At 57.0% G+C, this 26,651-nt stretch carries 13 protein-coding genes; 7 read left to right on the plus strand and 6 right to left on the minus strand.

Annotation, left to right across the window (positions count from 1 at the left end):
- On the plus strand, positions 1-400 hold a 400-nt coding region (locus ACIOZM_RS15870; protein ID WP_401215536.1), incomplete at its 5' end, for an IS30 family transposase.
- A gap of 390 nt (positions 401-790) precedes the next feature.
- Here the strand turns inward: ACIOZM_RS15870 and ACIOZM_RS15875 are convergent.
- The 6 genes from ACIOZM_RS15875 to ACIOZM_RS15900 all read right to left on the minus strand — a co-directional run bounded on the left by ACIOZM_RS15875 (position 791) and on the right by ACIOZM_RS15900 (position 14,672).
- Positions 791-2,464, minus strand: coding sequence for a peptidase domain-containing ABC transporter (locus ACIOZM_RS15875; protein ID WP_401215538.1), 1,674 nt, complete (start codon positions 2,462-2,464; stop codon positions 791-793).
- A 97-nt stretch (positions 2,465-2,561) separates the two neighbouring features.
- Positions 2,562-9,242: a beta strand repeat-containing protein gene (locus tag ACIOZM_RS15880; RefSeq protein ID WP_401215541.1), complete on the minus strand. Its 6,681-nt coding sequence runs from the start codon at positions 9,240-9,242 to the stop codon at positions 2,562-2,564.
- Positions 9,242-10,843: a hypothetical protein gene (locus tag ACIOZM_RS15885; protein ID WP_401215543.1), complete on the minus strand. Its 1,602-nt coding sequence runs from the start codon at positions 10,841-10,843 to the stop codon at positions 9,242-9,244. Before ACIOZM_RS15885 ends, ACIOZM_RS15880 begins: the two co-directional genes overlap by 1 nt.
- 64 nt (positions 10,844-10,907) lie before the next feature.
- A complete protein-coding gene (locus ACIOZM_RS15890; RefSeq protein ID WP_401215545.1) occupies positions 10,908-12,239 on the minus strand; it encodes an HlyD family type I secretion periplasmic adaptor subunit in 1,332 nt (443 codons plus the stop codon).
- Positions 12,240-12,245: 6 nt separating this feature from the next.
- A complete protein-coding gene (locus ACIOZM_RS15895) occupies positions 12,246-12,929 on the minus strand; it encodes a hypothetical protein (RefSeq protein WP_401215547.1) in 684 nt (227 codons plus the stop codon).
- Between the two features lie 3 nt (positions 12,930-12,932).
- Complete coding sequence (locus tag ACIOZM_RS15900) at positions 12,933-14,672, minus strand: TolC family protein (RefSeq protein ID WP_401215548.1); 1,740 nt, start codon at positions 14,670-14,672, stop codon at positions 12,933-12,935.
- 1,904 nt (positions 14,673-16,576) lie between these two features.
- Here ACIOZM_RS15900 and gmtY point away from each other — a divergent pair.
- From gmtY to ACIOZM_RS15930, 6 genes are all read left to right on the plus strand, one after another.
- On the plus strand, positions 16,577-17,974 hold the full coding sequence (gene gmtY / locus ACIOZM_RS15905; RefSeq protein WP_401215550.1) for a gamma-mobile-trio recombinase GmtY: 1,398 nt from the start codon (positions 16,577-16,579) through the stop codon (positions 17,972-17,974).
- Between the two features lie 12 nt (positions 17,975-17,986).
- The gene (locus ACIOZM_RS15910) at positions 17,987-20,548 is read left to right on the plus strand and encodes a VPA1269 family protein (protein WP_401215552.1); all 2,562 of its coding nucleotides are present in this window, start codon (positions 17,987-17,989) and stop codon (positions 20,546-20,548) included.
- The gene (gmtX, locus tag ACIOZM_RS15915) at positions 20,545-21,210 is read left to right on the plus strand and encodes a gamma-mobile-trio protein GmtX (RefSeq protein ID WP_401215553.1); all 666 of its coding nucleotides are present in this window, start codon (positions 20,545-20,547) and stop codon (positions 21,208-21,210) included. The genes ACIOZM_RS15910 and gmtX overlap by 4 nt, the downstream gene beginning before the upstream one ends.
- A 488-nt stretch (positions 21,211-21,698) precedes the next feature.
- The gene (gene lon, locus ACIOZM_RS15920; RefSeq protein ID WP_401215555.1) at positions 21,699-24,095 is read left to right on the plus strand and encodes an endopeptidase La; all 2,397 of its coding nucleotides are present in this window, start codon (positions 21,699-21,701) and stop codon (positions 24,093-24,095) included.
- Positions 24,096-24,243: 148 nt separating this feature from the next.
- Positions 24,244-24,516: an HU family DNA-binding protein gene (locus tag ACIOZM_RS15925; RefSeq protein WP_008077714.1), complete on the plus strand. Its 273-nt coding sequence runs from the start codon at positions 24,244-24,246 to the stop codon at positions 24,514-24,516.
- Between the two features lie 232 nt (positions 24,517-24,748).
- The gene (locus tag ACIOZM_RS15930) at positions 24,749-26,620 is read left to right on the plus strand and encodes a SurA N-terminal domain-containing protein (protein ID WP_401215556.1); all 1,872 of its coding nucleotides are present in this window, start codon (positions 24,749-24,751) and stop codon (positions 26,618-26,620) included.
- Positions 26,621-26,651: the final 31 nt, after the last annotated feature.

Raw genomic sequence — 26,651 nt, forward strand, 5'->3', positions numbered from 1 at the left:
GCGCACCAGCCGTTACGTGATCTTGGCAAAACTCGACGCACCGACTGCCGATGCAGCCGCTCAAGCCATTACCAGAGAGATGTCGCGGATGGCGCTATCACTGCTGAAAACCATGACGCACGACCAAGGCAGTGAAATGGCCCGCCACGCTGAAATCACGGCACACACCGGCATGAAGATTTACTTTGCAGATCCACACAGCCCATGGCAGCGCGGCAGCAACCGCCAGTATTTGCCCAAAGGCACTGATCTCTCCCAGGTCACCCAGGAGCGACTGGACGAAATTGCCGACATGCTAAACACTCGACCACGCCAGACGCTGGGTTGGAAGTTTCCGGTCGAAGTACTGGTTGATTACCTTCAGCTATCAGCGAGCAACAAACTCGAAACCATTAACTGACTGTTGCACTTGGAACCTGAGGCCGCCGTGCTCAATGAAAATCAGTCATGATCATTTTTAATGATCCGGCTGTTGCTAGAGGACTGCCTTTGGTAAGTTTGTGGATGGAGATGTTGTGCTTTTGTACAAGTGGTTGCTTGGCGTGATTTGTACGAGGTGAGTGGGTGTGCTGTTTTTATGTGAAGCCTCCCCTGTGGTATTTGTTAGTGCTTAGATTTGTTGTGTGGTAAGTGCGGGCGTTAATGAGTTTTTGAGGGCTTACTACCGTTTTTCTCACGCTGCCTGCTTCACTTTTGCACTGTGTTTTTCAAGGTAAGGCGCTAGTTCTTATTTATTATGTACATTGATTCAACCAGGCGTCGGGTCGTGAACCACTGGTGCGTCATTGGATTACCGCGGCGCTTGGGCTGAATTCGGCGAAAGCAGTTGCTCACGCGAACCGTAGGCAACAACCTTGCCACGATCCAGAACGATAATCTTGTCCATCATGTTCAGCAACATTGTACTGTGCGTGGCGATCACAACAGTCCGGCCACGGGTGAGTTGGTCTACGGCATGGGTCAGCTTGGCCTCAGTCTCCGCATCGACGCCTGAGGTCGGCTCATCGAGGAGAAAAATTTTAGCGTCCGAGGCCAGGACTCTGGTTAGCGCCAGAATCTGCCGCTGACCACCTGATAGCGGTTGTCCGCCGTAGGGGGATGTCAGCTGGTCACGCCGCATTTCGCCATTTCTAAGCGACGCTGCAAGCCCCGTTTGTTCCAGAGCGAGGTCGGCACGTTCGCCTTGATGCGTGGCGAGGTCGTCCTGCAGGGTCGGCCCCAAAATCAAAGGCTCCTGTGGTTTGTATGCCATCCATTGGGCGCGGTCATCCGCTGCGCACGCTTGTACGCGCATGCCGCTTATCAGTACTTGACCTTCGGTTGGCTCTTGAACGCCGGCCAGACAGCGTAGCAACGTGGACTTGCCAGAGCCTGGTCGGCCGATGATCGCCACACGCTCGCCTTGTGCAATCCATAGGTTCACGTCGACCAGAGAGGTATCACCGGATGGGTGGCGGCAAGTCAGGTGGAGCACTGAAATTTCACCCCCCCCTTCCTGCATGGAAACCTCGGATACGTCTGGTTTGGCCTGCGGCGTTGCGGCAGTGTCCAGTTCAGACTGCGTGCGGCTGAGGTCCTTCCAGCCGAGTACGAGCGAAACAATCGAAGTCATCTGGACCATGGTTCTTAACTGGATCAGTGAGCACGCGATAAGCGAGCCGACACTCATAGCGCCCGCTTCAATGCGGTAGACGCCAGTGGCCAGCAAGGTAACCGAGGCCAAGCCCAGGCACATGCCTCCCCAGGCTTGCGAGGCGGTCTGCCAAAATCGCTGCCGGCTGCGTAAAACGGCGCCTTGTTGTATTTCGTTTTCCCAGCGACTCGCGAAGACATGACGCAACGCAGACGTCTGTAGGAAGGCGAGGGCGCCCACCATCTCTGACAGTAATGTCGCTTTGCGTGCTGAGGCCGCTTGACTGCGAGCGCCGTAATCGCGCGACGGCCGGCTGGCAAGCCATTGTCCTGCCAGAATGGGGAGGGCGAATAGAAGGGGGATGATGACCAGCGGCCCGCCGATCAAGCCGAGCGTCAACAAGAACAACAGCAAGAAGGGAAGGTCCGCTGCGACGACCGCGTACTGGCTGAGTAGTGCGTCACGGGCACCTGCTAAATCGCGGTAACGCGACATCAGCACGCCTGGCGCGGCCACCTGTTGCGCATTCGCCTGCAACACTCTATCGATGAAGCGCCCATCCATGCGCAACTCCGCTACCGCTCCCAGCCGCTCGGCAGCGTAGCTGCGGACAATGCGCAAGGCGAACTCGAACAGCAGTACAAGCACCATGCCTGCGCCGAGCGCCCACAAGGTTTCGTAGTTGCCATTGCCTACTACCTTGTCATACACCAGCATCGAGAAGACCGGCATCAGGAGCCCACAGGTATTGATCAGCAGACTGGATAAGCCGATCTCGATACCAAAGGGCGCTATGGCCTGCAGCAGACGCAAGTGATGGGTGGCGGGCACGTTCGGTGCTGCACCCACAGCTTCGCTGACAGCGGGTGTTACCGGATCTTTTGGTGGACTCGCGTGCCCACTGGAGTCACTGCTCTGAGTCGGTGGATCAAACGGTGCTGACATTGATTTGCGCAATTTGTTGAGCCCCTCCGAGTGTTGGATCCGCGTTGTAGAATGTATAGACGGAGCCCCCAGCGTTGGCGGTATAGAAGTTGCCAGACTGCACCACGATGCTGTCGGAGGCATCGAGACGGATGGTGAGCGATGAACTTGTGCCCTGTCCTACAATGCTCTGGATGTCCGTAGCCGAAACCGAGATGAACTCGTTGGCGCCGTCCTTGAGGTTGATCACCTCGGTGTTGGTGACGCGTCCGGTCAGGTTGCTCAGGTTCACGGACGAGTTCTGAGTAAGACCGCTGATCTGCAGGGTATCGCTTCCGGCCCCACCGTCAGCGCGAGCGGTTAGATAGTTGCTATTGTTAAGCACCATGGTGTCGTCGCCTGCACCGCCGTTAAGCGTATCGGCAGATGTGCTGGCAGTGAGCGTGTTATTGAGCGCATTGCCAGTGAGCGTGCGTGCAGCGCTATTGGCGGCGATCGTGCCGTTTTCCACGTTGGCGGCAAGCGTATAGTCGATGCTGGTAAAGACGAGGTCAGTACCTGCACCGGAGGCTTCAGTGATGACGTCGCCCGCGTTGTCTACGGTGTAGGTGTCATTGCCCGTACCGCCGGCCATCGAATCAGCCCCCGTCCCACCGTCAAGTGCATCATTGCCGGTCCCCCCTGTCAGGGTGTCGTTACCCGCCATCCCGAAGAGATTGTTTCCGGCATTGTTGGCAACGAGGATGTTATCCAGCGCATTGCCGGTACCGCTTAGGCCTGCCGTGGTACCTGTCAGGGTAAGGTTCTCCACGTTGGCCGCCAGTGTGTGGCTTAACGACGCCATAACAAGGTCTGTACCATGTCCAGCGCTCTCGATGACTGAGTCGTTGGCGTTGTCCACATAATAGGTGTCGTTGCCAAGACCTCCGATGAGCGTATCGGCCCCAGCGCCACCATCAAGGGTGTCGTTACCTGCGCCGCCGTCGAGCGTGTTTGCTGCACTGTTGCCGGTCAGGACGTTGTCGAAAGCGTTCCCTGTCCCATTGATTGCCGACGCACCTGTCAGGGTCAGGTTTTCGACGTTGCTATCGGCAGTCAATACGTAGCTGATACTGCTGTAGACCAGGTCAGTACCTGAGTTGGCGGACTCAACGACCACGTCCCCCGCATTGTCCACGTAGTAGGTGTCGTTCCCCAGACCACCATCCATGGTATCGGCCCCAGCGCCACCATCGAGGGTGTCATTGCCGGCGCCGCCGAGAAGGGTGTTGGCGGCACTGTTGCCGGTAATGAGGTTGTCGAGCTCATTGCCTGCGCCATTGATCGCTGCGGAGCCGGTCAGCGTCAGGTTTTCTACATTGCCTCCGATTGCCAGCGTATAGCTGATAGTGCTGTAGATGAGGTCCGTGCCGGAATTTGCGGCCTCGCTAACCACGTCTCCCGCATCCTCGACATAGTAGGTGTCGTTGCCTGCACCTCCCGCCATCGAATCTGCACCAATGCCACCATCCAGCGTATCGTTGCCGGTACCGCCGACCAGTGTGTCGTTACCTGCCATGCCCATCAGACTGCTTCCCGCGTTGTTGGCGGTGAGCATGTTGTCCAGCGTATTCCCCGTGCCCACCAGGCCTGCGGTGTTACCGCCCAAGATCAGGTTTTCCACATTGGCGCCGAGGCTATATGTCAGGCTCGCACGGACCGTGTCTGTGCCTTCACTGGCGTTTTCAATCACTGCATCACTTGCTGAATCCACCACATAGGTGTCGTTGCCTGCACCGCCAGCCATGATGTCATTGCCGGCTCCTCCATCCATCGTATCGTTGCCTGCGCCCCCGGTTAAGGTGTCATTGCCAGCCATGCCCATCAGGCTGCTGCCCGCGCTGTTAGCGATGAGCAGGTTATCCAGGGCGTTACCGGTGGCCGTCAGGTTTTCGCTGGTTCCCGTGAGCGTCAGGTTCTCCACGTTGGCTGCCAGGGTGTAGGTCACGTTGCTGGACACCAGATCAGTACCGGCGTTGGCAGCCTCGGTCACTACGTCGGCGGTACTGTCCACATAGTAAGTATCATTCCCAGCGCCACCCGCCATGGTGTCGTTACCGGTGCCTCCATCGAGGGTGTCGTTGCCTACGCCGCCCGTCAGGGTGTCATTGCCTGCCATGCCCTTCAGGCTACTGCCGGCGGTGTTGGCGATGAGCAGGTTATCCAAAGCGTTACCGGTGGCCGTCAGGTTCGCATCGGAACCTGTGAGAGTAAGGTTTTCCACATCGGAGGATAGGGTGTAGCTCACCGTACTGTAGACCTGGTCCGTCCCTGCGCCTGGCGACTCGTTGATCACATCTCCAATGTTGTCCACAAAGTATGTGTCATTTCCGCTTCCCCCCGACATGGTGTCGGCGCCGCTCCCACCGTCGAGTGTGTCGCCACCCGTGCCTCCTATGAGGGTATCGTTACCGGCCAGGCCAAAGAGACGGCTGCCAGTGTTGTTAGCCGTGAGTACGTTAGCGAGTTCGTTGCCGGTAGCACTGAGGTTGGCGGCAGTGGCGGTGAGTGTCAGATTCTCGACATTCGCAGCGAGGGTGTAACTCACCTCTGACATCACCAGATCAGTGCCATTCCCTGCGCTTTCGTTGATGGCATCAGCCGTGTCGTCTACGTAGTAAGTATCATCTCCGGTTCCCCCTGACATGATGTCGGCACCGGTACCGCCATCGAGCGTGTCATTACCCGCACCGCCTATCAGCGTATCAGTGTCAGCACCGCCCGAGAGCCGGTTGGCGCCATCGTTGCCCGTAATGATGTTGGCGAGCTCGTTGCCTGATCCATTCAGATCGGCCGTACCGACAAGGGTAAGGTTCTCAATGTTGCTGCCCACCGCAAGGGCGTAATCGACGGCTGCCAAGACGGAGTCTGTTCCATCCCCTGCGTTCTCGATCAAGCTGTCGTGTGCATCATCGACGTAGTAAACGTCGTCGCCGCGGCCACCCGTCATGGTGTCCGCGCCCGCACCGCCGTCGAGTGTGTCGTTGCCGGCGCCGCCTATCAGGGTGTCATTGCCGGCGAGACCTGCAAGGGTGCTGCCTGCGTCGTTGGCTCTCAGCACGTTGTCCAATGCGTTGCCTGTGCCGGTGAGGGATTCGGTCCCTGTGAGCGTGAGATTTTCCACATTGGCAGAAAGGGTGTATGTCACGGATGTAAGCACACTATCCAGGCCTTCGCCCGTAACCTCGGTCACGACATCACCCACGTTGTCCACAATGTAGGTGTCGTCGCCCTTACCACCTGCCATCGTATCCGCCCCCATGCCGCCATCGAGCCTGTTGTCGCCGTCGTTGCCAGTCAGCATGTTGACAAGCTCGTTCCCCTTGCCATTGAGGTTCGCTGTTCCAGCCGCCAACGTGAGATTTTCTACGTTACTGCCTGCGCCCAGGTCGAAGTCGATGCTGGCGATCACCAGGTCCGTACCTTCGTTGGTGGCTTCGGTGATCCTGTCTCCGAGGTTGTCAACCCGGTAAGTGTCGTCGCCTTGGCCACCGGCCATCGAGTCGGCGCCTGTGCCTCCGTCCAGGGTATCGTTGCTGGCGCCGCCGATCAGGGTGTCGTTGCCGGCCATGCCCGTCAAGATATTGCCTGCGCTATTGCCCGTCAGCACGTTGTCCAGCGCATTACCTGTGCCCGTCAGGCCTGGGGTTGAGCCCGTGAGGGTGAGGTTTTCCACGTTGGATGAGAGGGTGTAGCTCACCGATGCCTGTACCAGATCGGTACCCCCGTTGAGCGCTTCAATGACGACGTCGCGGGTGTCATCCACGACGTAAATGTCATCGCCGGCACCTCCGGTCATTGAGTCGACACCCGCGCCACCGTCAAGCGTGTCATCACCGGCACCGCCAATGAGCGTATCGGACCCAAGGCCACCATCAAGGCGGTTGCGTCCATCGTTGCCAGTGAGGATGTTGTCCTGGTCGTTGCCTGTGCCGTCCAGATCCGAGCTGCCGGTGAGTGTCAGGTTTTCAAAGTTCGCATCCAGCCTGTGGCTAATGCTCGAATAGATGATATCCGTGCCTTCTCCGGCAGCTTCAATCGCCGTGTCGCCCGCGTCGTCCAGGTAGTAGACATCATCACCCTGGCCACCCACCATGGCATCGGCACCGAAACCGCCATCCAGGGTATCGTTGCCTGCGCCACCCATGAGCGTGTCGTTACCGGCACCGCCTGAGAGTCGATTGTTGCCACTGTTGCCTTCGATACGGTTGGCCAGCTCGTTGCCTGTGCCGTCAATATCCGCGCTTGCAGTCAGCGTCAAATTCTCCACATTGGCCGAGAGCGCATAGCTCGCGCTCGCCTGTATACGGTCTGTACCTTCTCCCGAACCCTCGGTAACGTGGTCGCCCGCTTCATCGACCACATACGTGTCGTCTCCTGTGCCACCTGCCATTTGGTCAGCGCCAAGGCCACCATCAAGAATATCGTTGCCTGCGCCACCGATGAGTGTATCGCTGCCCGCACCGCCAATAAGCAGGTTCGCTCCGCTGTTACCCGTCAGAGTGTTGTCGAGCTCGTTGCCGGTACCGTTTAGGTCGGAGGCGCCGCTCAGGGTAAGGTTTTCGACGTTATCACCAAGTGTGTAGTCGATGCTGGATATGAGCGTGTCTGTGCCCGCGTTTTCCGCTTCGCTCACGGTGTCGCCGGTATTGTCCACGATATAGGTATCGTTCCCCATGCCACCGGCCAATACATCGGCGCCGCTGCCACCATCGAGCGTGTCGTTGCCTTCTCCACCCTTGAGAATGTCGTTACCGGCCATCCCGCGCAGGGTACTGCCGGCCTCGTTTGCGGTCAGGACGTTTGCCAGTGTGTTGCCGGTACCGAGCAATTCGGTCGTTGTACCGACAAGGGTGAGGTTCTCGACGTTGGCTGTCAGGGTATACGAGACGCCGCTCTCAACCAGGTCGGTCCCAGCGTCTGCCAGTTCGGTTACCGTATCTCTTGTATCATCCACGACGTAAGTGTCGTTACCGGCGCCCCCGACCATCGTGTCTGCGCCGCTGCCACCGTCTAGAACGTCATCTCCCGCTGCGCCATTTAGCGTATCGTTACCCGCCAATCCTTGCAGTGTGTTCCCTGCAACATTCGCCGTCAGCACATTGGCAAGGTCGTTGCCAGTGCCTATGAGCCCAGCAGTGGTGCCTGTGAGTGTGAGATTCTCGACGTTTGGCGAAAGTGTATGACTGACCGAAGCCAAGACTGAATCGGTGCCGCCATTGGAGGCTTCTGTCACCGTGTCGCCTACGTTATCCACGACGTAGGTGTCATTGCCGCCGCCGCCCAACATCGCGTCAACGCCGCTGCCGCCATCCAGGGTATCGTTGGCAGAGCTGCCATAGAGAGTGTCATCGCCCGCGCCGCCGTCAATAAAGTTGGACAATCCTCTGGCGGGCAGTACCAGGGTAAAATCCGTACCTAGCGAATTGACCAACAGATCACTGGATGTATTGACGTCTTTGACGATCACCGTAGCTGTTTTTGTGAAGTTGGTAATGTGGCCCGACAAGTCGGTCACCGACACAGTGAACGTGATCTCGAAGCTTTGAGCAAACCCGGTATTGTCCGTAGCAATATCCGTCGGATAGAGCAGTTTGTTCGAGAGTTCATAGGTGCCGTTGAATGAAGGCCCTGACTCTGGCGACGGCACGTTAAGGTGCCAGACACCGTTCGTATCGACGCTGCCTCCTTCAAAGCTAAAGCCGCTCGGCAACCCGGCTACGGAGTAGCTGTCGACCGCTGCGCTGTTATTCAGGGTGAGTTGCAGCACCTTGGCGAAGCCAGTTCCCAGGCGTTGTGCATCATCGCCATAGATCACGTCGTTACCCGAGGTGCCGATAATATGTTCAGGGGCAGATTGCGCCCCTAGACTTCCGTCGTGAGCCGTAGAAAGATCGCCGCCGGCGCCCGAGAGAGTGGCGCCGTCTTGACGAACACCAACAACGTTGAGCAGATTCAGTCCTCTGAACTCTGCTGGAAGGAGCACGATCTGAGGCTGTACGGGTGCGTCCCCTCCGCCGCTATCTGGCACGGGGGAGGTTGGCGATTCCGCTACACTGCTTTTGTGCACCGGTATGGGCGTGCTGCTGGCTGGCGCAGGTGGGCGAACGATCTGCGGCGGATTATCGTCGATAATGGGCTGTGCGATCTGTGGTCGAGCACTGCTATGCTCGACCAGGGCCTTGAGTGCCTCGGAAGTGGCATCGGTCGGGCTCGGCGGTGCGGGCGCCGCGGCAGATACGGGCAGTTGTTCTGTGGCGTCCGATAATTGGGACGGCTGCGCTCCCTCTGCAGAGGTTTCTTTAATCTCGTTTTTAGTTTCCTCTTTTGTTTCTTCCTTGGTCTCCACTTTGGGAGCTGGACTCACGTTAGGCACGCTCAGAGGCGATTCGACTGCGGAGACGCCGAATTCGCTGACCAGGTTTAGCAGTTTGCTCGTCGGAATAGATGCACCGTCGCTGAAGATTGCCTGCGGGGGGGCTTCAGCCAACGCATCCACGGCCCCGCCGAGCAGCACCTGACTCTTACCGTTTTTCAGCTCGATGACCAGGTCGACATCCGTTACGGAAACCTTGGCGATTTCAGATTGGTTGAAGGACAGCTTGAACGTGCCACTCTCGCGAGTAATCGTTGTCAGGTTTAACATCAGAGTGCCTCCTCTGGGTTATCACAGTTTGCATCGTTCTTTAGGTTACGCAGCACACTAATCATTGCCGCCATTCCAACACGAAGCTCACGCTCCAATCGTTCGGTTCCCTGTGCAACCTCGTAGGCGATTTCCGTACCCGTTGCATCATTACGCTGGACTAGCACCCACTCGTTGAGCTTCTCCGTCTGAACTTGGGCTTGTGTAATTGCACTAGCCACTGTCTTGATCATTGCCTGAAGTAACTGCGTCTGTTCCAGTGAGTCGTGGTGCAGACGCTGCATCTGCGTGTGTGTGGCAGCGTTGGCTTCACCAAAGGCGTTGAAAACGCGCTCCAGCATTTCATGGTGATGCACTTCTGAACGCTGGACCTCGTTCGCTTGGATTGTCTGCGCTTCAGCGGTTGCCAGACGCTGATCCAGGACTTCAACAAGCGTTGTGTGAGTGCGCCGTGCTTGTTCGGCATGGGTTTGATCGACCTGTGTTGCGAATTCGCCCATCTGGTAAATCAAACTGCGCGCCAGGCCTTGATGCTGCTGCTCGCTTTGGCGCAGCAGCTGCATCACGGTTTCGATCAGTTGCTCCGTGGAGTAGTGAGCTTCCTTTGTGCTCTGTAACAACGCGGGCAACACCGCCAAGTGGCTTTCCAATGCCTGTACCTTGTCGTCGGCTTTCCAGGCAAAAGAAACAAGGCTCTCGACACACGAAAGCAGCACGCCTTGGCGCTCCTCGTTGCGCTTGCCCTGCATCGCAATCTCTCGAACCTGTCCATGCAAGCGCTCTTGCATCTGCTGCAGATCGGCGATGCGATGCGTCCATAGCGCTTCGTCGATGGTTTCAGTGCCCTGCATCAGATTGCTGTCGGGGGCATGTGTGTGTGCGGTAATTTCATCCACCACACTACGAGCAAACTGCAAGAACTCCACCTGGAAAGCCCGCACCGACAACATCATGATGCCGAGCATCAATGAACACAGCAGGCCGAACATGGAGGCGCTGAACGCGGTACCCATGGCCGTAAGAGGGAACTTTAGGTTGCCGATAAGCTCGGTCAGAGCCTTTTCTACATCCTGGTTCGGGTCTGCACTGGAAAAACCACCAATCAGGTTACCCACAGCCACCAAGGTTTCCAGCAGTCCGATAAAAGTGCCAAGCAGCCCTAACGCAATCATCAAGCCAACGACGTATTGCGCGGCCTCTTGGCGACTGTCTAGGACGCGGTGGACATCTTCAAGTTCTTCCTGGATGTGCGACTGCTCAATGGCCGACGCTACATTCGTACGCCGAATGCGTCCAAGGTTAGTCAGCAAGCGTGAAGCCACGGAGTCTTGCTGCAGACGCTCGGCAGGTGAGTCCGGCTCGGGGTCGAGTAGCGCAAACTGCTCAAAGACTTGCCACTCGCGGCGAATCGCCCGGATACGCAGCAGCATGAGCAACGCGCCGCCGATCGCCGTGCCGATAATAATGCCGTTGAGAATTACGTTAGTGAGAATGGCGTGGATGACGAATTCGTGAAATAACAGGGCTGCCAATGCCGTTAGGACAAGCGGAGTCCAAGTGAGGAACAGATGATGCTGATGGATTGCTCGTAATGTTTTCATGATTTTGCCGTGCTTCCTAAGAAATTGGGCTCCCCACTCTGCGTCAGCCGTCAGCCGTCAGCCGTCAGCGTGGCTCGCTCAGGGCAACGCGGGCAAAACGATTCAGTGGCGAAAGGAGATAGTCGAGTACGGTTCTGCGTCCCACGACGATCTCCGCCGTAGCGACCATGCCGGGCATGATGGGGCGTCCTGCGAAGGGGTGCTGCTCGCCTTCAATGCTGATGCGCACACGGTAATATCGCTCGCCACGTTCATCGGGTACGGTGTCGGCGCTGACCTCGGTCAAGCGCCCCTCGGCCACGCCGAAGGATGCATAGTCGTAGGCGGACAGGCGAACATGGACGGGAAGACCCGGATGCAACTCTGCCCGGTCGGCCGGCCGCACGCGGGCTTCTACTACGAAGTGGTCGCTGGAAGGCGTGAGTTCGACTACCGCATCGCCGGGGCGGATGACGCCTCCTATAGTGGAGATGTTTACCCGATTGACGACACCTGAAACGGGTGCCCGCAGTTCGGTTCGGTTCATCCGGTCGTTACTCGCCTTGAGTTCCTCCTGAACTCGCTGTAGGTCGGTCTGGGTGGCGGTAAGCTCAGTGCGAGCATCGGCGCGGAAGAGTGATTCCGCCTCCTGACTATTGCTTTCGGCTTCAGCGATTGCTGAACGTAATCGAGGAAGCGCTGTATCTGCTTCTGAGATCATGGTTCGCAAACGTTGTACACGTGATTGTGCTTCCAGCACTTCGAGCTTTGAGGCCGCCTCGCGCTCAAGCATGTCGGCAGCGATCTGTAGCTGGCGCTGAGACAGTTCTAGTTCGGTCGCCAAATTGCTGCGGCGCATGGTCAATTCCGCGAGTTCGGAGCGTTTTTGCATGACCCGCTCCACGGATACGCGTTGAGTCTGCTCCAGACGCAGACGTCGCGCTAACAGTGCTTCCTGCTCGATGCGGATAGACTGCGCGGCTTCACTTGGCAGGTCGGGTGGCGTCATGCTATCCATGTTGCCCCCCGTAGCCTCGGCTTTTAGACGGGCCACTTTTGCGACCAAGGCGAGTTCTCGCACACGACGTTCACCCATTTGCGAATTGGCCTGAACATCGCTGATTTGTGCCAACAAATCACCTTTCTGAACGGTGTCGCCTTCAGCGACATCGATGGAGAGTACTACGCCACCCTCCAGGTGTTGCACGACTTGGCTGCGGGTAGAGGGAATGACCCGACCTTCGGCCCGCACCACCATTCGGATCGATGCAAATGCCGACCAGGTAATGAGCAATATCACAATGATCGAAAGTCCCAGTATCCAGACGCGCGGTGCACGCAATTCGGACAGCATGGCGGCCTGCCGGTGTTCGCGATCTGCAGTGCGTTCATTAGCCGTTGCGTAGGGGCCTGGCATGATTGGCTAGTTCCTGATGCGGACAGCGACATGGCTTCGCCCGTCAGTGGCGGGTGCATTAAGGATGACACTCTCGATGTTGCCAGGGGCGACCCCTTTGGAAACCAAGTGGTCGCGCAACACTGCAATGCGATAAAAGGCCAATCGGCGTGCTTCACTAGGCGATGGCTCGGCCATGGAGGCCTGCAATAACACCTTCCATCGACCTGCGGACTCATAGCCGCCGAGCGCCCCATCCAGCGCCGCGATGAGCTTTTCTTCTAGAGTCGTGACGCCAAGCGCATAGCTCACGTTGATGCTGGGGCGCCGACCTGAGATCGTCACAGGGGACTGCGGTTGCGTATTTCGACTAGGGGCGGCGGGATCGCCTTCGGCGAACGGAATTTGCTGGGCCGCTCCAAGGGCCTCCGACAGTCGCTGGTTTTCCTCTTGCAGACGTTCGGCTCGCTCGCGTTCAACCTGGGTTTCGGCTTGCGCTTGGCTAACTAATTGTTTGGCTTGGACACTTCGTTCTTCCACTTTCTTTTCGACGCTTTGCTCGACTTTCACCTTGGATATTTTGAGCATGCTGCTAAACATGGATATGGCGAATACCACCACCACGAACACCATGACCAGTACGACGTTGGTCAGAGCATCGACGAATCCAGGCCAAAAATTCTGTTCTCGCGAATTACTGTCTCCGGCCATGATTTACTCCTTTGAGCTCGACATCGTGGCGAAGGCGTTGGCCGCGAGTTGCCCGGTTACGCGCTGAATCTGCTGCTCTAGAAGGACGGACTGTACGCTCGTGTGAACAAGCTCTAGCTGAGACTGGTTGTACTGCTGGTAAGCATCGAACACATCTAGCAGGTTGCGAGTACTGCTAGAAAGTTGCGAGTCAAAAGCTGCAACAACCTGTGCTTGAGCTTGTGCTTGCTGACGTAGAGAGTTGATCTTGTCGCGGCTGGAAGCCAGACCACTAAAGGCGACCTGCAAGTTGCGCTGTGCCTCGCGCTCTGCATCCAGGCGCTCATATTCATATCCTTGCTGCTTGGCGAGCGAAGCACGCTGCCTATAGTAGTCGGCCCCACCTGAGAACAGGGGGAGTGTGAGGACGACCATTGCCGCTCGCTCTTCGCGCCAGCCTTCGAGGCCGCCGGCGTTGGCGACACGATTGCTGGATAGCTCAAGTTTGATCGCTGGCACGAAGCGCCCCTGGTATTTACGCCGCTCTTGCCTGGCCGCTTCCTCATTTTCCCGTGCGGTGCGCACTGCGGGGTTGCCGTCGGACACGAGTGCTAGGGCACCTTCAAGTGTACCCAGCGGCTTCAAATCGGCGAGGGCAGGCAATCTCAATGCGCGCGGCATGCTGCCGGTGAGACGACTCAAATTGATATTGGCCTGGTTTGCTTGAGCAAGGGCGTCCTGAACAGCCGACTTGGCTGCAAGAACACGTGCTTTGATGCGTTCTCGGTCAGCGCCGCTAGCACCACCGGCTTCGGCTCGCGCAGTGACCCACTCACCAAGCTTTTCCAAGCGCTTTTGTTGTGCGAGGGAAATCTTCAGTGAGAGCGCTGCCTCTACGGCGCTATAGAAGGCGGCAGTAGTATCGTAGTTGACATCGCTCTGTACCCCGTCTGCATCAGCGGCACTTGCACGTTTTATGGCTGCGGCGTTGCGGATGTCTGCCATGGCTGAGAGATTGAATAGCGGCTGACTGAGTACGCCAAAGATTTCCGTTTGCGTTTGGATGCTCGAGGACAGCGGCGCGCCCGTAGCTTCGTCCAGGGCCATTGAAGGTGTGGAGTTGCCGCGCCCTTTTGCCATGCGTATGTCCAAAGAAGGCAGGACGCCTGCATAGGCGGCACGCGCAAGGTCGGATGAGGCTTGAACTTTAGAGCGAGAAGCGCCGAGCGTGAAACTTTCATCGAAGGAGCGACGGCGTGCCTCTTCCAATGAAAGGCTATCAATAGGCTCTTCACTCGCCATGTCTTTGGGGAGCATGGGGTGTTCGAGCTCCAGTTGACCCTCTGGTGAGCGGGTCATTAACCACAACTGCTGCAAACCTAGGAATGCTTCGCTGGGTGCGCTATTGATCTGCTGTGGCTGCGAAGCGGCACAGCATTGCGATGCAAGCACCAAGAGTCCCACTATCCATCCTGCGAGCTGAGGACGGCCCGACAGCAGGTTAATTGTGTATCGTGCAATGGGTGAGATACCGTGCGTCGCCGTTGTATTCGACGCGAGATACATAAAAAGGCACCCCGTCCAGCGCCCATGTTTGGTGCTTGTGGTCTCAGACCGCAGATCAGTACACATCATTGAGCGCATGCGCCTTCCGTATGTTTTAAGTACCAGTCGATGCACAAGAATTAGCAGAGAAATCTTCCGAAAAATGTAAGGGCTTCCTTCTTTTGTGGTGCGGATGAACGATCCAATTTTTAGGTTCATCCTTGTTCGCTGAAGAGTTCTTCTTGAGTTCAGGTGGCAGGGGCAATCGGATGATGAGTGGGACATTCATCTGGCCTGAATGCCAGGGGGGAAGGGCAGAAGACGTTCTGCGGCGATAGGCAACGTGGTTGTAGCGTGCTGATAACGAGCTGGCTTGTCGATTTGCTATGGATATTGACAGCGGTCAGCAGCAAGTTCGACGGTTGAAGAATATGTTATTCAACCATGAAATGAGCTCTGTGAGACGAGCCCCTCACGGCTCGTGGTTTTCGAGACGGCGATTGCTAAAGACCTAAATAGTGAACGATCAAAAACGCTCACTCCTGGCGCTTATGTGAGGGCGCGCAGTTCAGTTTGCCGATGGCACCATCGCCAATCAGATGGGGTGTCATGCAGGGGGGGCTAGGGCCAATAAATGATTGGAAGGCCGAATTGATCGCTTATCATCCCCACCACCGGATCGCGCTGACTCTTTACTGGCGACGGTTGCTCGAAGAGCGCACCGGCCCGGTGTCCTGACACTCGGCGGCTGCATATAGGGGGCAGGTGCCGCACGGAACGTTGAGGGTCCCTGTCTCGCTGATAACGCTTGTACGATTTGAAGAGCAGTGTTCGCAGGCTTTGTAGCGCCGTTGCGCACCGGCAATGCATCGCCTTGGCAGCAGGGATCACCACGCTTAACTGTATTGGTTCTATTTTTATTTTGAAAAAACTGACGAGTGGTCCGCATTCGTGGAGTAAACATCCTTGCCATATGTGCATTGGGCGTCTTTTATTGCTAGGCGAACATTAGTTCGTGCCCCTGTCACGGAGGTCAAAATGGGCCAAACAAAAGCAATAGGGCTTGAATTTCCCGGCCAACCTATAACTGAGGAGCAATTGGCTATTCATTTGGAAAACTGCCTTCGACACAGTGATGCCGAGCTGTTGAATCATGTCGCACGTTCCGTCGTGTTCTTCCACTTTCCCGAGATATCAAGTGAACCGTGCCTTAAAAGAAAGCTTCTTCAATTTAAAATTTTCCAAGTGTTCCTGCGACTTGGCGCGCCGCTCGCATCAGGTTTCAGGCCGCGAATTGGAAATTCGTCTAAGTGTATTACGCCAATGGAATCTCACTAGGCAGCACTAATGATGGGGCCGTCGGTGTGCCGGCGGCTTTCAACGGTTTGTTCTCAGTTGATTCCGCACCACGAATGCATCGTGACTTGCCGAACTCGGAAAAGCCCTAGGTTGCCAGGGGGGCTTCGGCGTCAGCACAGAAGTGATGCCCCTTTTCAGTCGGTGCATCGGCGTCAAATTCAAGTTTCCTTGCCCTCCCTGAACGCTCAGGCCTCGCTGGTCATCGCCGGGGTGTGTGGTTGTGACGTCCACATACGCCTCACCCCTGAAACGTCACTTCCTGCCTCTCGTTCCATATCGGCCAGTGCTCACTTCCCCGGCGCCGTTTGTCGTCGATGACCCAATGTCTCCTACCCTATCCAAGTAAAGCTATACCATCTATCAGCATGCTATGTGGGCCCCACCCCATTGTATGTATAAGCTTGCCGAGACGTGGCTGTGATAGTCCGCGATTTCGCTTCACCGTGGCTAGGTGGAGACAAACAGAAAGGGCGAAGCAGCGTGAGAGCCGGGTGCTAAGATTAGTGCTCGGAGCTCGTTCTGAGTGCTTCTCTGGATGACGGGGTTACAGCCGCATTGTACTGTTTACTCGAGATTGTTCGACGCGAAAGATTCTTCCCCCGTTAGAGCCAAGCGAGGAATGCTACGAAATGTGCCTCGAAATCTAACGTTATGTCTGGACCTGCACACCTGGCCACCAACACCTGCAAGCGAGGTGACGCTGACGCCACTCTCTATCTTGTGCGGGTGCGTCGCGTACACCTTATGCGGATTGAGTTGCTCTCATGTTTGTGACAATCAAGGCACGCGTTTTTACTGATGCTACGGGGGTCTATACGGAACTTCCAGCGCTGCTGACGCCTGCCGGTGTGCTGACATCGTTGCTCGATTATTGCCTTTGGCGCAGTCACGACCGCAGTCTGATGTGGATGAGGAAGGTCGCACGCTCGGTTCGGATGTTCCTCGAGTACCTGCAAGCGAACCCTTCTGAGTACGACACTCAGCGCCTGTTCCAGACCTTCGCTCAGCGTCTCTACACCGGGACCTTCGATCGGGACACGGGCCTCGATCCGAGCAACTTGTGCTGGAGGCAACGCTCACCACAGGATGCTTCGCACATCATTACTCATCTGTCTGACTTTTTCAGTTGGCTCAGTGAGGCGCGCCCGCAGGCCGCCAAGGTGAACCTAGGCTACGTGGGGAACGCCTTTGATCAACAGGTCGACGAGGCTGCCTACCAATACCGGCGCAGCAAGGCTTTTCTGGGGCACACCTGGGCTGCGAACGCACCAATCACTAAGGCCGGTTGTCAGGTGCGGGGGCAGCGCCTGCCCTGCGTCGAAAAAAGTGAGCCGCCGGCCTTTCCGGAAGCGCGATTTGAAGAACTGTTGGTCAAAGGGTTTTGCCCGGCCGGACGCCGTGATTATCGTGGCATGCTCATCACATTGCTGTTGCATGGCGCTGGTTTTCGAGAGTCGGAACCATTCCATCTTTATATCCCCGATGTTTTTCCCGATCCTGTCAGACCGCTCGAAGCGAAGGTCCATATTCACCATCCTCACCACGGCCTCGCCCCTTGCGATTGGTACGACGAGCGAGGGCGACGCAGTCAAGGTAATCGAGCGCAATACCTCGCCCGCCAATTCGGTCTTGTACCTCGCACTGAGCTATTGGGGCGGCGACATGCCGGCTGGAAGGGCGGGACACACGATGGTCCGTATTTCAAGCAGGCTTACTGGTTCAAACCCGAATATGGCGAGTGGTTTCTAAGCCTGTGGTACCGCTACCTGGAGCAGGTCGCGTACATCGACCGAAGCCATCCCTTCGCCTTCATCAATCTGGCCCGTGAGCCTGCCGGTGCCATGTATTCGCTCACCCAATACAACAAGGCCCATGCCTGTGCCTGTGAACGCATCGGGCTTACGGTGAGCAAGGTTTTGGGCACGACGCCACATGGGCATCGTCACGCCTATGCCCGCCGTCTCTGTAGCGCCGGTGTCGATAAGGGACTCATTCGTCGCTTCATGCATCACGCGTCACTGGAAAGCCAGGAAGTCTACACACAGTCGACCGCTCGGGAGGCCCGGGCGGCTCTGGAGGCGGCCGCGTTGCGATTGCGAGAAAATCATTCCGCTACTCAGCGTTCGCCGTGCTCCTGGCTAACGAATATCAACCAAGACTGAGGGCGCGCGTTCATGGCCGAAAAGAAGCGCGTTACACGTAAAACGGATACTGCCCTCGGTTGGGTTGAGCAGGCCTATCCCCAACTCGCCGCGTGGCGTGTGCTGGCGATAGAGTGGCTGAAAGGGGAAGTACGAGGTATTGACGATAAGCTCAAGGCCTTGGCCGTCTTTTTTGAACGGTACTTAATCCAGCAGGGGTTACCGGTTGATCCGGCTATGGCGCTAGCGCGCGATACGCTCATGCCTGATTTTTTCCGAACGGTTTGTCCGGACTCTGTGAAGGGCATCAAATACAACAACCACATCTGCACCTTCATTGACTTCGTCCTCATGCATGAATTCAGCGAAGCCTCTACCAATGGGCAGATAACCGTTTCTGCCGCTTTTCGTAATCCCGTACTTCGGATGTCTCGCCGTAGCCTGCCTGAATGCGACGAAAGTGTGTATTCGCCACTGCCCTATGGTTACCTTGAAGAGCTGCGCAAGTTGCTCGTGGCGGGGCCGGACTTTCGCGACTGGCACTGGGCAACGAGCGCTCTGGGAGCCGAAGTTGGCAAATCTGGGTTCGTCGCACCGGATTGGTTCGACGTGAGCGAAGATCAGATTGACCGCAGCGATCCGGACTGTGTGTGGCGTGAGCGTCCGATGAAAAACGGAACGCACCTGGAAATGTGGAGCCCGGTACGCTGGGTGGCCTTGGCTGTAAAACTCATACTACCGCTACGCACCTACCAAGTCCGAATGCTTGACTCCGGCGAAGCCGATACATGGCGCTATGAGTGTGGGGGCTGGATACCAAATCCCCATAGGCTCGCACAAAACAACCGGCGTCGGCCATTGCAACAAGGGGTGTTTCGACGCAGCGTTGGTCTCACCGACGGTGAGGCAGTTTCGACCGTGCTCTACATCAATACCAACAAGACTGCTGACATCGCCAGGTCTGCTTCAGAGAAGGGCTACGTGTTGCCTTGGTCGTTCGGCGGGGAAGTTCATCAGGATGTCTTCTACTGGCTGGAGAAACTGCGCAACTGGCAGGAGAAGTACAACCCGATCTCGCGGCGCGGCGCTTGGGCGGAATTGGACGGACGCCACATCAATGCCAAGAGCAATGTGCAACTGGCCGACTCCCCTGACACGTGTTTTCTCTTTCGTATGCCAGAGGCGGCAGAGAGTGAGCGTCATCTCCCACTAAAGGAAATGACGTTGTTTAAAGGTTGGTTCTACCTGCTGGAGACGCTGGAGGCTCAGCTCGCGGATCGGGGGGAAACCCACCGAAACGGCACGCCTATTCGACTCCTAACACCGTCAGTAGCGCAGGGGAGGTCTGCGCAAAACACGCTCTTCCCCTTGCACAGCTTGCGTGTTTCGCTCATCACTGCGCTGGCTCTCGAAGGCCAGGTACCGTTCCCCATCCTGCAGAAACTGGCTGGCCACAGCCGCCTATTAATGACCTTGTATTACACCAAACCTGGTGCGTCGCACATTCGCGACGTACTGGTCGATGCAGCGAAACGGCTAGAAGAGAACAAGGAGGCCAGTATCCAGAGCTTCTTGCTCGACACAGACCACGGCGAGCTTTTGCAGCGGGCGATCTGTAATGGCGTTTCTAGCCTTGCCGCGGCCATTACGCCTCATCCGGCTGCACGTAACTCGGTAGGCTGGATGCCAATGCACCATGGGCTCTGCCTGGTGGGCGGTAACACCAGCGAAGCCGAGGGGAACGGCGGTGCGGGGGGGTGTTACAACGGCGGGGCACTGATTGCCAAGGGCTCGGCGGCAATCGCTCCCAAACATGGGCCTGTTCCGGGCGGCAGTCGAAACTGCGTGCGTTGTCGCTGGTTTGTGACCGAGCCACACTACTTGCCGGCTCTGGCTGCACACTTCAATACGCTCGCCTATCATTTCGATGAGGCGCGTAATGCTTGTCTCTCCCACGAGAAGACTCTACAAGATCTCAAAAAGCAGAAGGTGGATGCAGAAGAGGCCGGCCAGCCGTTTGCCCAGATGCAGGCCTACCAGCAAGCTACCCGGGTGTGGGAGCTGGCCATCAAGCGCTTCAGCGACCTCGCTGAAGACCTCGTCGCCTGCTGGCGTCTTATCGAGCGCTGCAAGGTAGCACTCAAGGTCATGCCTGCGAGCGGCGGTAGCCAGTTGGTGGCTGCCGGCACCGTGGGTGATGTGCACGTCGTTTTCGAGGAAACGAATTCGGAGTTGCTCCAGCTCGCAGGAGTATGCGAAAGCGTTGATGTCTATCCCGATCTGGAACCGGGAAAGGCCGTGTTTCGCCGCAGTCAGTTACTCGACACGATCCTCTATCGCGAGGACTTGCCACCGGTGTTCATGCTTTTGAGTGAGCAAGAGCAACTGCTCGCCGGCAACGCGTTTATGCGCCGGCTTGCTCAGCAAATGAATCCGGCCAATCCCGCTTTGGGCCAGCGGGAAGTGATTCGTTTGATGGATGCAGGCGTGAGGCTCAGCCAGTACTTTGATCTTGATCTGTGCTCGCTGCTGGCTAAGACACACGGCGTCCAGGCGTTTCCAATCGGGCCCCCAACTTCCAGAGAAGATGAATGATGAATGGCGCAACAGACGTGCATCCGGATGTTGTTCTGCAAGCGTTGCTCGCTAAAGGCGCGCGTTCGAACCGACGCTCAAACCTGGCGAAAATCCACGAGCTTTGTCGAATACAGCATGAAACGGGGTCCCGTGACTTTTCATTGCCGACCATCGGGCGACTCGCTGAGGCGGCGGGCATTTTGAAGGGGCGTGTTCTCTACAATGCGCAATCTGCCGACTACAAAGTGCTCATTGAGGCTTGGGGGGCTTACGCCGGACCACCTTTACCCAAGTTACCAAGGACGTTGGCAAGTTATGAATACCTGATGCGTATCGAGGACCCAGCCATACGCTCCATCATCCAGGCCATTATCGTCGAGCGTGACAAGCTCAAGGCGCAACTCAACGTTCTGAAAGCGAACACGCAGGTGATTGTAGACCGGCGTCCGCAGGGGGCCACCATCGCGGTTTCACCTGGAGCGAAACCTGTGGCGGTGCTTGCACTGTCCGCACAACTGACTTCCTCTGAGCGCGAAGCCTTACAAAAGGCGATATCCCCAGAGTACCTGGAGGAGCGCGGTCTGCAGGAGGGGAGTCATGGTGAAATAACCAATGAACACGGTCGGATAGTTTTTGAGGTGGGCTTTGCTCGTGCGATTCGTAAGGTACTGGTCGATTGATTCCGAGGCAGGTCTGAACAGAAACTATCGGGTGTGGGACGTTAGGCGGTGGGATTTGCTGGGTACGGTAGTGGGATGGACGCCGAAAATTGTTTTTAGAGGGCAGAGGAATCCCAAGCTTGGGGGACAAGGGAACAAGCAAGGGCATTCCTTTGGCGATAGCTTCAGCAACTGTGGAGTCTAAGGGGCCTCACAACCAAGCTGGACTGCCGAGCGAGAGGAGTGTCAACGTTGGTCTGCGCCTGGTGGACAAGTTCGTATGTATCAGCATCGATAACGTCTGATGCTCAAAAGCCCGATACAACGACACGCTATGGTGTCCAAAGCGCAAGCGATGTATCTCCTGGGTATGACCTCTTCGGGCCCCTTTTTTATTAACGCGTTTTAACATCCGCTTTGCGCTTGTTTTTTTTCAAGGCAGCCCCCATCTTGGTTTCAAGCTTACTTCCATCTGTTTACGGCCATATGGCCGCCGTAGAGGCGAAATCATGAAGACCACCATCGAATTGCCTCTCCTGCCATTGCGTGATGTCGTGGTTTATCCGCACATGGTTATCCCGCTGTTCGTGGGGCGCGAGAAATCCATCGAAGCCCTCGAGGCAGCGATGACGGGCGACAAGCAAATCCTGTTGCTGGCCCAAAGAAACCCGGCTGATGATGATCCCGGTGAAGACGCGCTGTATCGCGTCGGTACGATCGCCACTGTTCTGCAGCTGCTGAAGCTGCCTGACGGCACCGTCAAGGTTCTGGTCGAAGGCGAGCAGCGGGGCGCCGTGGAGCGCTTCAGTGAAGTCGACGGCCACTGCCGTGCCGAAGTCTCGCTGATTGACGAAGTTGACGCCCCTGACCGCGAGTCGGAAGTCTTCGTGCGCAGCCTGCTGTCGCAGTTCGAACAATATGTGCAGCTGGGCAAGAAAGTCCCGGCTGAAGTCCTGTCGTCGCTCAACAGCATCGAAGAGCCGGGTCGTCTGGTAGACACCATGGCCGCGCACATGGCGCTGAAGATCGAGCAGAAGCAGGAAATCCTCGAAATCATCGATTTGTCGGCCCGCGTCGAGCACGTTCTCGCTCTGCTGGATGCCGAAATCGACCTGCTGCAAGTCGAAAAACGCATTCGCGGCCGCGTCAAAAAGCAAATGGAGCGCAGCCAGCGCGAGTACTACCTGAATGAGCAGATGAAGGCCATTCAGAAAGAGCTGGGCGACGGTGACGAAGGTCACAATGAAATCGAGGAGCTGAAAAAGCGCATCGATGCTGCCGGCCTGCCGAAAGACGCGCTGACCAAAGCGACTGCCGAGCTGAACAAGCTCAAGCAGATGTCGCCGATGTCCGCTGAGGCCACTGTGGTGCGCTCGTACATCGACTGGCTGGTGCAAGTGCCGTGGAAGGCACAGAGCAAGGTTCGCCTTGATCTGGCGCGTGCAGAAGACATTCTCGATGCCGATCACTACGGTCTCGAAGAGGTCAAGGAGCGCATCCTTGAGTACCTCGCCGTGCAAAAACGCGTGAAAAAAATCCGTGGCCCGGTGTTGTGCCTGGTTGGTCCTCCTGGCGTGGGTAAAACCTCGCTGGCTGAGTCGATTGCCCATGCCACCAACCGTAAATTCGTGCGCATGGCCCTTGGCGGCGTGCGTGATGAAGCGGAAATTCGTGGTCACCGCCGGACTTACATCGGTTCGATGCCGGGAAGATTGATTCAAAAGATGACAAAGGTGGGCGTTCGCAACCCGCTGTTCCTGCTCGATGAAATCGACAAAATGGGCAGCGACATGCGTGGCGATCCGGCGTCGGCGTTGCTGGAAGTGCTCGATCCCGAGCAGAACCACAACTTCAACGATCACTATCTGGAAGTCGATTACGACCTGTCCGATGTGATGTTCCTGTGCACCTCGAACTCGATGAATATCCCGCCGGCGCTGCTCGACCGGATGGAAGTCATCCGTCTGCCGGGCTACACCGAAGACGAGAAGATCAACATCGCCGTTAAATACCTGTCGCCAAAGCAGATTCAGGCCAATGGCTTGAAGAAGGGCGAACTGGAATTCGACGCTGAAGCGATCCGCGACATCATCCGTTACTACACCCGTGAAGCCGGTGTGCGTGGCCTTGAGCGGCAGATTGCCAAGGTCTGCCGCAAGGCAGTCAAAGAGCATGCGCTGGAAAAACGCTTCTCGGTAAAAGTGACAGCAGAACTGCTGGAGCATTTCCTCGGTGTGCGTAAATTCCGCTACGGTCTGGCCGAGCAGCAGGATCAGATCGGTCAGGTGACCGGCCTTGCCTGGACTCAGGTTGGTGGTGAATTGCTGACCATCGAAGCCGCTGTCGTGCCGGGTAAAGGTCAACTGATCAAGACCGGTTCCCTCGGTGACGTAATGGTCGAATCGATCACTGCGGCGCTTACCGTTGTGCGTAGCCGGGCGAAGAGCCTGGGCATCCCTCTGGACTTCCATGAGAAGCGCGACACGCACATCCACATGCCGGAAGGGGCGACCCCGAAAGACGGCCCTAGCGCTGGTGTAGGCATGTGCACGGCACTGGTCTCGGCATTGACCGGCATTCCGGTGCGCGCCGATGTCGCCATGACTGGCGAAATCACCCTGCGTGGCCAGGTACTGGCGATCGGTGGTTTGAAGGAAAAACTGCTCGCGGCACACCGCGGCGGAATCAAGACTGTGATTATTCCTGAAGAGAACGTACGTGATCTGAAGGAGATTCCGGACAACATCAAGCAGGATCTGCAGATTAAACCGGTTAAATGGATTGACGAGGTCCTGCAAATTGCGCTGCAATACGCGCCGGAGCCCTTGCCGGATGTGGCTCCGGAGATAGTTGCCAAGGACGAAAAACGCGAGTCTGACTCTAAGGAAAGAATTAGCACGCATTAATACGTTTTTGCCTGGGTGGCTTCCTTGACAGCTTTTTAGAGCCCTTGTTATAAAGCGGCTCTTAAGTGTCTGTAGGCCATTCAGCACTCGTTTTTGCTTTCACCAAAAAACTTAGAATCAACTCAAAATAGATATAAGGGGACTTAGAGTGAACAAGTCGGAACTGATTGATGCTATCGCTGCATCCGCTGATATCCCGAAAGCTGCTGCTGGCCGTGCGCTGGACGCTGTAATCGAATCCGTCACTGGCGCTCTCAAGGCTGGCGACTCCGTTGTTCTGGTTGGTTTCGGTACGTTCTCCGTAACTGATCGCCCAGCTCGCGTTGGTCGTAACCCACAGACCGGCAAGACGCTGCAGATCGCTGCTGCTAAAAAACCAGGTTTCAAAGCCGGTAAAGCACTGAAAGAAGCGGTCAACTAAGTTCGTTTCAGGTTTTTACCTATCCGGGTCGGGGTCATCCCTGACTTGGCAGCGGAGCGGTAGAGCAGGTAGCTGGATCAGTTGCCTGTAACGCCGGGATCGAGGGTTCGAGCCCTGTCCGCTCCGCCAGTTACGAGAAGGCGCATCCTCGGATGCGCCTTTCTTCTATCCGGATTCTACCCACGCTCCACGGTTGCCTAATTTTTGAAGTTCAACCGTTTCTGGGGGACGCATGCTGCAGAATATCAGGGACAATTCACAAGGCTGGATTGCCAAGACCATTATCGGAGTCATCGTTGCACTGATGGCTCTGACCGGTTTCGACGCCATTTTCAAGGCCACTACGCATTCCAACGATGCGGCCAAGGTCAATGGTGAAGAAATCAGCCAGAACGAGCTGAGCCAGGCCGTTGACATGCAACGCCGTCAGCTGATGCAACAGCTGGGCAAGGACTTCGATGCTTCCTTGCTTGACGAAAAAATGCTCCGCGAATCGGCCCTCAAGGGTCTGATCGATCGCAAGCTGCTGCTGCAAGGCGCCGAACAATCGAAGTTCGCTTTCTCCGAAGGCGCATTGGACCAAGTGATCCTGCAGACGCCTGAATTCCAGGTAGACGGCAAGTTCAGTTCCGATCGCTTTGACCAGGTGATCCGTCAACTGGGCTACTCGCGCATGCAATTCCGCCAGATGCTGGCTCAGGAAATGCTGATCGGCCAACTGCGTGCCGGTGTCGCCGGTAGCGGTTTTGTTACTGACGCTGAAGTGCTGGCATTTGCCCGTCTGGAAAAACAGACCCGCGATTTCGCTTCGCTGACCGTCAAGGCTGACCCGGCGGCGGTCAAACTGACCGACGATGAGGTCAAGGCTTACTACGACGAGCATGCCAAGGAGTTCATGACCCCGGATCAGGTGGTCATCGATTACCTCGAACTGAAGAAGGCTTCGTTCTTCGACCAGGTCTCCGTCAAGGATGAAGACTTGCAGGCGGCGTATCAGAAAGAGATCGCCAACCTGTCCGAGCAGCGTCGTGCCGCGCACATCCTGATCGAAGTGAACGACAAGACCACCGAAGCTCAGGCCAAGGCGAAGATCGAAGAAGTCCAGGCGCGTCTGGCCAAGGGCGAGAAATTCGAAGCGCTGGCCAAAGAGTTCTCGCAGGACCCGGGTTCGGCCAACAATGGCGGTGACCTCGGTTATGCAGGCCCTGGCGTCTACGACCCAGCCTTCGAAAAAGCTTTGTACTCGCTGAATAAAGATCAGGTTTCCGAGCCGGTTCGCACCGACTTTGGTTTCCACCTGATCAAGCTGCTGGGTGTTGAAGCGCCGGAAGTGCCGACGCTGGCCAGCCTGAAAGACAAGCTGACCCGCGAGCTGAAAGCCGCGCAGGTCGAGCAGCGTTTCGTTGAGGCGACCAAGCAACTGGAAGACGCCTCGTTCGAAGCCTCTGACCTGGTGCAACCAGCCTCCGATCTGAAGCTGACCGTGCACACGTCCAAGCCGTTCGGCCGTGAAGGTGGCGAAGGCATTGCGGCCAACCGTGCCGTGGTGACTGCTGCGTTCAGCCCGGAAGTGCTGGAAGAAAACGCCAACAGCACCGCCATCGAGCTGGATCCGGAAACCGTGGTCGTGCTGCGCGCCAAGGAACACCTGAAGCCTGCGCAACTGCCGCTGGAAAGCGTGGCTACCGCCATTCGCACCCAGTTGGCCAAAGAGCACGCCAGCGCTGCCGCGAAGACCAAGGCCGATCAACTGATCGCCAGCCTGCGCGATGGCAAGACTGCACTGGACAAGCCAGTTGACGGTCAGAGCTGGAAAGTCGTTCAGGCGGCCACCCGCGCTCAGGAAGGGGTTGACCCAACCGTGCTGCAGGCGCTGTTCCGCATGCCGAAACCGGCTGCCAAGGACAAACCGACCTTCAGCAGCGTAACCCTGCCGGACGGCAGCCTGATGATCGTGCGCCTGAACAGCGTCAACGAAGCGGCTGCACCGACCGATGAAGAGAAGGCTCAGTACCGTCGCTTCCTCGCGTCCCGTGAAGGTCAGCAAGACTTCGCGGCGTTCCGCAAGCAACTGGAAACCCAGGCTGACATCAAGCGTTACTGATGTCTGACTGAGCGGCAAGACAAGAGCCCCG

Source organism: Pseudomonas sp. NPDC087346, assembly GCF_044744235.1.
Lineage (GTDB): Bacteria > Pseudomonadota > Gammaproteobacteria > Pseudomonadales > Pseudomonadaceae > Aquipseudomonas.